Source organism: Arcicella rigui (assembly GCF_034929435.1).
Lineage (GTDB): Bacteria > Bacteroidota > Bacteroidia > Cytophagales > Spirosomataceae > Arcicella > Arcicella rigui.
This window is the reverse complement of sequence record NZ_JAYFUM010000023.1, coordinates 125,052-132,291: the sequence shown is the minus strand read 5'-3', so window position 1 is coordinate 132,291 and position 7,240 is coordinate 125,052. Positions and strand designations below refer to the sequence as shown.

Below are 7,240 nucleotides of genomic sequence, written 5' to 3'. Positions count from 1 at the left end.
ATAATCAAACTAAAAAATGTTAAGAAGCCTTTATATGCGTGCGGTGAATGGTTTGTAAAGTGACTAAAATATGAGGCGAAGCCAATTTTAATTTTAAAATTAAAACGGTCGTTTTTTTACACAATAAATTTCATTCATTTTTTGTAAAGTATTTATTATTTATTTTGCTATGTAAAAAATCAAAATGTATTATATTTGATGTAATTGAGTTACTTACATAATTTATGATAAAATTAGGCTATGCTCGTGTTTCGACGCTTGAGCAAAATCTGAACTTGCAAGTTGATGCCCTCAAGTATGAAGGTTGTAAACAAATTTTTACCGACAAGGTGTCGGGGGTGAAATCTGTTAAGCCTGAATTTGAAAAATTGATGGACTATGCCCGAACAGGCGATACGATTGTGGTTTGGAAACTCGACCGTTTGGGAAGAAGTACTGTTCAATTGATTGAACTTATGGAAAAATTGAAAGAAAGGGGAATTCACCTAAAATCTTTGAGCGAGTCGATTGATACTTCGTCGGCAATGGGTAATTTATTTTTTCAGTTTATGTGTATTTTGGCAGAACATGAAAGAAATATTATCCGAGAAAGAACAAAAGCGGGTTTGGCTTCGGCAAGGGCCAGAGGTAGAAAAGGCGGAAGACCAACAGGACTTAGCGAGCGGTATCAGCTTATTGCTCCAGAAGTACGACAAGTATATGAAAAAAATAATAGAAGTACCGACGAAATCAGGCAGATGTTTAATATCAAAAGTCAGCCTACTTTGTACAAAATTTTAACTTTCGCTGGAGCTGATGTGAAAGGGTTTTTGAAAAAACGGAAATGACTTCTTACGTAGTGATTAGCAATTAGTATTTTAAATACCTGATTATCAAATATAATATCAATTAAAATATGAGCTTGTTCAAATACTTTGAACAAGCTCATATTTTAAAAAACCGCTACAAAAGTGAAGTCGGACAAACATAGTCCGTCAAAGGTAATTTTTCTGCTTTTTTGATTGCTGCAAAACCGCCTCTAATGTCTATTAAATTAACGAATCCACGGGCTTTCAAGATTGAAATCGCAATCATCGAGCGATAACCTCCTGCACAGTGAATATAAGTAGGCTGATTTTTATTGATTTGCGACATATTGGCGTTCAAATTTTCCAAAGGCAAATTCTCGATACCAATCACGTGTTCAGACAAGTATTCATTTTTTCTACGAACATCCAAAGCCAAAGTTTCAGGTTTTTCTGTAAATATTTTTGAAAATTCTTCTGCCGAAATCGTCTCAACGGTATCAAGTTCACGTCCATCATTTGCCCAAGCTTCTACGCCGCCATCCAAAAATCCAATGCAATTATCATAACCCACACGAGCTAAACGAATGATGGCTTCTTCTTCTTTTCCTTTTTCGCTGATAATCAAAATGGGATGTTTCAAACTTGGCACTAAAGTACCAACCCAAGTAGCGAACTGTCCTTCTAAACCAATATTGATAGCATTGGGAACAAAGCCTTTGGCGAATTCATCCGAGTTTCGCACGTCAATCATCAAAGCGTCGGTTTCGTTGGCAACGGCTTCAAAAGCGGCTGGCGACAATGCTTTACTTCCTCTGTCCATTACTTCATCTAAACTTTCATACCCTTTGATATTCAATAAAACATTGTGTGGAAAATAGGCAGGTGGTGGCGTAAGTCCCGTTAGAATTTCTTTGATAAATTGCTCTTTAGTAAGCTCAGGATTCAAAGCATAATTTACTTTTTTCTGATGTCCCAAAGTATCAGTTGTTTCTTTGCTCATGTTTTTTCCACAGGCACTTCCTGATCCGTGATTTGGATAAACGATTAAATCGTCGTTCAAAGGCATGATTTTATTACGAAGTGAATCAAAAAGATGTCCTGCCAATTTTTCCTCCGTCAAATCTGCAATCACGTGCTGTGCCAAATCTGGGCGACCCACATCGCCGATAAATAAAGTATCGCCTGAGAAAATTGCAGTTTCTTTGCCAGTTTCATCTATCAACAAATAACATGAAGATTCCATCGTGTGACCCGGCGTATGTATTACTTTGATGTGAATTTTGCCTATTTCAAATTCCTGTCCGTCTTCTGCTACAATGGCAGGATATGCAGGTTTGGCAGTTGGGCCAAAAACAATACTTGCCCCCGTTTTAGCCGAAAGGTCTAAATGCCCCGAAACAAAATCTGCATGAAAATGAGTTTCAAAAACATATTTAATATGTGCATTGTTACGAGCAGCTCTATCCAAATAAGGTTTTGTTTCACGAAGTGGGTCGATGATGGCTACTTCCCCCTCAGACTCAATATAATATGCAGCTTCTGCCAAACAACCCGTATAAATTTGTTCTACTTTCATGTCTTTAAAATATTAAATGTTAAAAATCTATGAAACAAATTTAGTCGAATGCTCAAAGCATTTTCTGTAACATTTCTCACAAAAGCCCTATAAATGATATATATCATTTTTTGAATAATGATACTTCCACGATAACTTCGACGTTCTTAACGCTCGTGAATAAGTACATATCGTTTTTTTCATTTCAATCCCCAACAGCAGATGACACAAAAAGAAATTATATTTCATGCCTCAGCCATTATTACTTTTGTGTTTTTGCCTGTGTTGATATATCCACATCCACCAGAAGCCCAAAATATACTTTTTGCATCGCCAACTATCAGAGATTTCATTGGAAATGCTTTGATGATGGTCTTTTTTTATATCAATTATTATTATTTTATTCCGAAAGTGTATCTCAATGAACGATACTTCGTCTATGCAGGCATACTTATCGCTTTTCTGTTTTTAATTTGTTGGTTTCCTTCCTTTATTACTGGAAGGTTTGTACCCTATAACTTTCCAGATGGGGAACCATTTCCACCAATTAAACATCATTTCCCCGTCCATTTTGCTCCAAAACCACGAGATGGTTCATTTTTGGAAGAAATAAAGCATCATATTTGGGTTTATGCCATTGTAGTACTTTTTTCAATTTTGCTACATACACGAAACAGATTATTGAAAGCTGAAAATGAGAAATTACAAGCCGAACTTTCTAATTTAAAAGCTCAAATTCACCCGCATTTTTTGTTTAATACGCTCAATAGTATTTATGCTTTGGCGATTCGAAAAGACGATAAAACGCCTGAAACTATTATTCGTCTTTCAGAATTTATGCGGTATTTGCTGAAAGATGTTAATCAAAATCAAGTTTCTTTAGAAAAAGAAATCTCATATATCGAAAACTATTTAGATTTACAAAAATCACGTTTAAGGAATAGCGTTGCTATTGAATATTGGCGTTCGGGCAATTTTTCAGCCAAACAAATTGCTCCACTCCTATTATTCAACTACATAGAAAATGCCTTTAAACATGGGGTAAATCCAGAAGAAAATTCAAAAATTAGTATTAAAATTAGCCTAAACGACCAACTTTTGAGCTTAGAAGTAAAAAACAATGTGGTTACGCAACAAAAAAATGAGAACTCTTTGCATATCGGAATGCCCAATACTCAGGAACGTTTAGACTTGCTGTATCCTAAAAAATACGTTTTAGACATCCAAAAAACAGAAGAAACTTATACGGTATTACTCCAAATTCAATTGACATGATTAGAGCCATTGCATTAGACGACGAAGAGCCAGCTTTGGAAATCATAGATTTCTTTTGTGGACAAATAGAAGGCATTGAACTACTAAAAGTTTTTACAAAAAGTGCAGAAGCCCGCTTATTTTTAGAAGAACATCCAGTGGATTTAATATTTTTAGACATTAATATGCCAGCCATTTCTGGCGTAGATTTTTTCAAAAATATTCCTCAAGAAATCATGGTAATTTTCACCACAGCTTTCAGTGAATACGCCGTAGAAGGCTTTGAATTAAATGCTGTGGATTATTTATTGAAGCCTTTTACACTTCAACGTTTCAAACAGGCAGCCCAAAAAGCGATTGATTTACAGCATTTTCATCTACAAAATCAGCAAACCTATTTATACTTTAGAATTGATTATGGCTTGGTGAAAGTACAAATTACCGACATTATTTATATTGAAAGTTTGGATAATTATCTCAAAATTCACTTACTTCATCAAAAGTCTTTAGTCGTAAGAATGACCATGAAAGCCATTCTTGAAAAACTCCCGAATGATGAATTTATTAGGGTGCATCGCTCCTTTATTGTGGCATTAAAATATATAAAATCTGTAAGAAACAAAGTAATTGCTATTGCCGACGAAAACTTGGCTTTGGGAAGTAGTTATGAGGAAAATTTCTATAAAATTTACGGAAAGTAGAATGAGGAAGTTTCATTCAAAACCTACATTCACCACAACAATCCCCCGATTCGCCACAAAATAACAATATTCATCCTGTGAAAGATGTAATGCTTGGTATAAAACAAACATTTAACATCCAAACATGATGAAACTGAAATCTCTTAGCTTATGCTTTTTATGCTTTTTTACCCTTTGGGGAATACAAAGCTGTAACGAAAGTACCACAACGGTAACGCCTACAACCCCAAGCGTCACTACGCTTGATTGTGCCTCTGCCACTTTTTCTGCCACTGCTACAAGCGGAACGGCTTATTCTGGCACAGCGACTATCGCCTACACGGGTGGCAATGCCGTGGCTTATACCGAAAGTTCTGTTAGCTCAACAGGCGTTACGGGACTAACCGCTACTTTATCAGCAGGTACTTTAGCCAATGGTGCTGGCACTTTAAGCTATTTAATCACAGGCACGCCAAGTAGTTCGGGCACTGCCGCTTTTGCGATTACTTTAGGTGGACAATCTTGTACTTTCAATTTAACCGTAGCAGCAGCATCTTCTGGTTCTGGTAGCACTACTACCACAGGCTCGGTTTCAAAAGTAGTAGAATTAGCCAATGCTTTTTTAGCTACTTTGTCAACTTCACAGCAATCGTCAGTTGTATTAGCCCTAAATCTGACCAATGCCAAAAAATGGTCGAATTTACCTTGTGGTGTTTCTTGTCGTCAAGGATTAGCATTTAGTACTTTGAGTGCTACGCAATTAGCCGCTGCCAAAGCCGTCATTCAAGCAGCCAGCGGAACAACCGATAATGAGGGTTATAGCGAATTTTTGCAAATTAACGCTGCGGATGATGTTTTAGCTACAAAATCAGGCGGTGGATATTCATCAGGATATTATATCATTGCCTTCTTAGGTACACCAAGTACCACAGGCAAATGGATGCTACAATTTGGCGGACACCATTATGCCCAAAGTGTTACTTATGAAGCTGGGGCAGTAGTGAGTACAACGCCTTCGCACCAAGGCATTGAGCCAAAAAGTTGGACAAGCAATGGCGTAACCTATTCGCCATTGGCAGAAGAAAGAAATGCAATGGCAAATATGTTAGCTTCATTTACCAGTACAGAATTGACTTCTGCCAAAATTGCCTCTACTTTTTCGGATGTAACGATGGTTCCCGGCTCTACTACGAATACTTTCCCGACAACCAAATTGGGGGTTAAAGTAAGTACGCTGAGTACTACCGCACAAGCAAAAGTATTGGCAGCCATGATGCCTTGGATTAATGATTTGGACGACGCATCTGCGGCAGCCTTTACCAAAATTTACCAGAATGAATTAGCCGATACTTATATAACCTATGCCAGCAATGCCAGCGGAACTTCGGGAAATGCCTCTACTTTTTTCACGACGAATACCGATTATGTGCGTATCGACGGCCCAAGTGTTTGGATAGAATTTATTTGTCAGACAGGCGTTGTGTATCCTTCCGAAATCCACTATCACTCCGTTTACAGAGACCACAAACGTGATTATATAGGCTTATGATAATCCTAAAAAAATCTTTTATCAGCCATTTTTCCTTGAGAAAATGGCTGATAATCAACACAATAATTATTACATTGTTAGCGAACGCACATCTTACGTTGGCACACCAAACCCCAAGTACGGTGGTTTTATTGGATGTGAGTCCCAAGCAAGTAGCGGTTGAACTTCAATTGCCCATCGGTGAATTAGAATTAGCTTTCGGACAAAACCTAAGTAAAAATCCAGAGCAAATTATTCCAAAAATGGAGCCACAAATCAAAGAATATTTGTTGGCACATATTCATCCGATGGTTGCCAAAGACCAACCGTGGATGATAGAAATACAAGATTTGGCATTGCAAAAAGGTAAGCAAACATATAGTGGGCCATTTCAAGAAATCATTGTGCATTTGCTAATGACACCACCCGAAGGAGCAAGTACTCGTAATTTTATTTTTGATTACGATGTCATTATGCACCAATTGGTTACGCATAGTGCTTTGGTTTTATTACGAAGCGACTGGGCGGCTGGCAAAGCACACACAGAACCTACTGAAATAGGCGTAATTAGAGTTGATACAAAAACGACGCTTATTTATCCATTAACAATCAATTTGGCAGAAGGGAATTTCTGGAAAGGTTTTACAGGAATGTTTGCTTTGGGCGAAGAACATATCAAAGAAGGTATCGACCATTTAATGTTTTTATTGGTTTTGTTGTTACCGATTCCGTTGAGTTTTTCAAAGAAAAGATGGGGAACACCTCGTTCATTTCGCCTGAGTTTGGTACAAATTGTAAAAATTGTTTCAGCTTTTACGCTTGGACATTCGCTAACGCTTTTGATGGGGGCTATGGCTTGGGTAGTTTTGCCAAGCAAATGGATTGAAATTCTGATTGCCTTCTCAATTTTAGTTTCGGCTGTTCATGCTATTCGTCCAATTTTTGCAGGAAAAGAAATGTTTATTTCTTTAGGTTTCGGACTCATTCACGGGCTTGCTTTTGCCAATACTTTGATTGATTTAAACCTTGATAATCAAAGTATTATATTAAGTATTTTAGGTTTTAATTTGGGGATAGAAGTCATGCAATTATGGATTATTTTAATGTGCATTCCGTGGTTAATACTTCTCAGCCGAACAGCCTATTATACTATTTTCAGAAATACTTGTGTCATTTTAGCAAGTATTGCCGCCTTTGCTTGGATGTTGGAAAGATATTCACAAAAAGGAAATATTATTAGCGACCTCATCAGCAAAAGCATGGCTTATTCAAACCAAGCTTTAATCGTATTAATAGCAGTTTCCTTCTTACTTTTTTGGCAAGATAGAAATAAAATTTTAGCCTAAGTAGTCTAACATCTTCACTAATTTTTACTTGGATTAGTGAAGATACTCATTTAAGTATCGTTTTCTCAGCCAAAAAATCCTTCGTATTT

Annotated in this window: 6 protein-coding genes; 5 read left to right on the top strand and 1 reads right to left on the bottom strand. The window is 36.9% G+C overall.

What is annotated here, in order from left to right; translation table 11 throughout:
- Window positions 1-224 precede the first annotated feature (224 nt).
- Window positions 225-827, top strand: a complete 603-nt coding sequence (locus VB248_RS18305; protein ID WP_323298264.1) for a recombinase family protein — start codon at window positions 225-227, stop codon at window positions 825-827.
- 115 nt (window positions 828-942) lie between these two features.
- On the opposite strand, the gene VB248_RS18300 is transcribed toward VB248_RS18305, so the two are convergent.
- Window positions 943-2,364 carry an MBL fold metallo-hydrolase gene (locus VB248_RS18300; protein ID WP_323298263.1) on the bottom strand — a complete coding sequence of 474 codons (1,422 nt, stop codon included), beginning with the start codon at window positions 2,362-2,364 and terminating at the stop codon, window positions 943-945.
- Window positions 2,365-2,565: 201 nt separating this feature from the next.
- Here VB248_RS18300 and VB248_RS18295 point away from each other — a divergent pair, with 201 nt between their 5' ends.
- The 4 genes from VB248_RS18295 to VB248_RS18280 all read left to right on the top strand — a co-directional run bounded on the left by VB248_RS18295 (window position 2,566) and on the right by VB248_RS18280 (window position 7,151).
- Window positions 2,566-3,618: a sensor histidine kinase gene (locus VB248_RS18295; protein ID WP_323298262.1), complete on the top strand. Its 1,053-nt coding sequence runs from the start codon at window positions 2,566-2,568 to the stop codon at window positions 3,616-3,618.
- Window positions 3,615-4,298 (top strand): LytR/AlgR family response regulator transcription factor, encoded by a 684-nt coding sequence (locus tag VB248_RS18290; RefSeq protein WP_323298261.1) that lies wholly within the window; start codon window positions 3,615-3,617, stop codon window positions 4,296-4,298. Before VB248_RS18295 ends, VB248_RS18290 begins: the two co-directional genes overlap by 4 nt.
- Window positions 4,299-4,422: 124 nt before the next feature.
- A complete protein-coding gene (locus VB248_RS18285; RefSeq protein WP_323298260.1) occupies window positions 4,423-5,826 on the top strand; it encodes a DUF3500 domain-containing protein in 1,404 nt (467 codons plus the stop codon).
- Between the two features lie 74 nt (window positions 5,827-5,900).
- A complete protein-coding gene (locus VB248_RS18280) occupies window positions 5,901-7,151 on the top strand; it encodes a HupE/UreJ family protein (protein WP_323298259.1) in 1,251 nt (416 codons plus the stop codon).
- Window positions 7,152-7,240 lie beyond the last annotated feature (89 nt).

Bases quoted from the DNA above. Each gene is read 5' to 3' on its own strand.
- VB248_RS18290 (WP_323298261.1), top strand. From the start codon at position 3,615: ATGATTAGAGCCATTGCATTAGACGACGAAGAGCCAGCTTTGGAAATC.
- VB248_RS18285 (WP_323298260.1), top strand. From the start codon at position 4,423: ATGATGAAACTGAAATCTCTTAGCTTATGCTTTTTATGCTTTTTTACC.
- VB248_RS18305 (WP_323298264.1), top strand. From the start codon at position 225: ATGATAAAATTAGGCTATGCTCGTGTTTCGACGCTTGAGCAAAATCTG.
- VB248_RS18300 (WP_323298263.1), bottom strand. From the start codon at position 2,364: ATGAAAGTAGAACAAATTTATACGGGTTGTTTGGCAGAAGCTGCATAT.
- VB248_RS18295 (WP_323298262.1), top strand. From the start codon at position 2,566: ATGACACAAAAAGAAATTATATTTCATGCCTCAGCCATTATTACTTTT.